Consider the following 1,475-nt stretch of genomic DNA (forward strand, 5'->3'; position numbering starts at 1 on the left):
CGGGGACGGCCACCGCGACGGCGGGCACGACGGGCTGTACGGCGAGCAGGAACCACGGCGGCGCCCCCACCGGGGGCGCGGTAGCCGCGGCGCCGGCGTCGTCCTCGGGCGTGCCGGGCTGGTCGTCGGGCCGGGCGCCCGGGTCGCGCTGGGCCCGCACGGCCGTCTGCAGCGCACCGGCGAAGGCGGCCGCCCCGTCCGGGTCGCCGGCCGAGGCCGCTGTGGGGGCCGCGGTGGGGGTCGTGGCGGGTGCGGCGACGGTGAGCTGCGCGCCGAGGGCGGCGGTCACGACGCGTACCCCGCGGCGGCGGCGTTCACCGTGCGCACGTAGGCCTGGGTCTCGGCGTAGGCCGGGATGCCCCCGGCGTTCGCGACCGCGGTCGGGCCGGCGTTGTAGGCGGCCAGCGCGAGGTCGGTGGAGCCGAAGCGGGACGTCAGCTGGGCGAGGTAGCGGGCGGCGCCGTCGACGGCCGAGGCCGGGTCCATCGGCCGGACGCCGAGGCCGGCGGCGGTCGCGGGCATGAACTGCATGAGCCCCTGCGCGCCGGCCGGGCTCACCGCACCGGGGTCGAAGCCGGACTCGACCTTCGCCATGCCGGCCAGCACCGAGGCGCTGACGCCGTAGCGGGACGCGGCGGAGGTGAACAGGTCGGCGTAGGGCACCCCGGCCAGCGCACCGCCCGTGGGCGCGGACGACGGGGTGGCCGTGGGCAGCACCCGGCGGATCACGGTGGGGTTGCCGACGTCCTGCACCTTGACGACGTCGCCCTCCTGCGGTGCGGCGATCATCTTCCCGTTCCCGAGGTAGATGCCCACGTGGTCGATGCCGGCGCGGGCGGAGCTGTTGTCGAAGAAGACGAGGTCACCGGGGCGGGCGTCGGCCAGGCTCGCGACGGCGGTGCCCGCGGTGGCCTGCTGGCTGGAGGTGCGGGGGATGCTGATGCCGACGTCGGCGAAGACCCGCTGGGTGAAGCCGGAGCAGTCCAGCCCCTTGGCCGGGTCGGTGCCGCCCCACAGGTAGGGCACGCCCAGGTAGTGGGTCGCTGCCTGCACGACCGCGGTCTCGGCCGAGGCCCCGGCGGTGGCCGCGGTGGCGGTGGTCCCGGCGGCGGCCGTGGTGGCGCTGCTGCCCATCAGCCCGGCCGCGGAGGCGGCCGAGAGCCACGCGGCGTTCGGGCCGCCCCCGGCGAAGGTCGCCATGCGGCTCTGGATCTCCGCGATCCTGCTCTGGACGGCGGTCAGTCCCTCCACGTGTCCTCCTCCCCGGTCCTGGTCCGGCCGTGCCGGCCGGTGACGACGTCGTCGGCGGCGCGCTCCTCGGCGGCGAGCTCGGCCCGCACCCCGGCGAGCCGGTGCCGCTCGGCCAGCCGCTCGAGGGCCTTGGTGGCCTGCGCGGCGGCGGTCCAGCGCGCCCGCACCGCCTCGGCCTGCTCGGCGGTGGCCCGGGCGGTCGCCCGGGCATCCACCTCATCGGC

The 1,475-nt window shown here is 78.1% G+C and carries 2 protein-coding genes and 1 pseudogene; all 3 read right to left on the minus strand.

Going from position 1 to position 1,475, the window contains the following annotated elements; genetic code table 11:
• On the minus strand, positions 1 to 289 hold a 289-nt coding region (locus NH342_RS22935), incomplete at its 3' end, for a hypothetical protein (protein WP_253018676.1).
• Positions 286 to 1,251 (minus strand): NlpC/P60 family protein, encoded by a 966-nt coding sequence (locus NH342_RS22940; RefSeq protein ID WP_253018678.1) that lies wholly within the window; start codon positions 1,249 to 1,251, stop codon positions 286 to 288. The genes NH342_RS22940 and NH342_RS22935, both read right to left, overlap by 4 nt.
• Positions 1,239 to 1,475, minus strand: a pseudogene (locus NH342_RS22945) (flagellar export protein FliJ); the annotation flags it as partial. The gene NH342_RS22940 and the pseudogene NH342_RS22945, both read right to left, overlap by 13 nt.

It is taken from the genome of Klenkia sp. PcliD-1-E (genome assembly GCF_024124375.1).
GTDB lineage: Bacteria > Actinomycetota > Actinomycetes > Mycobacteriales > Geodermatophilaceae > Klenkia.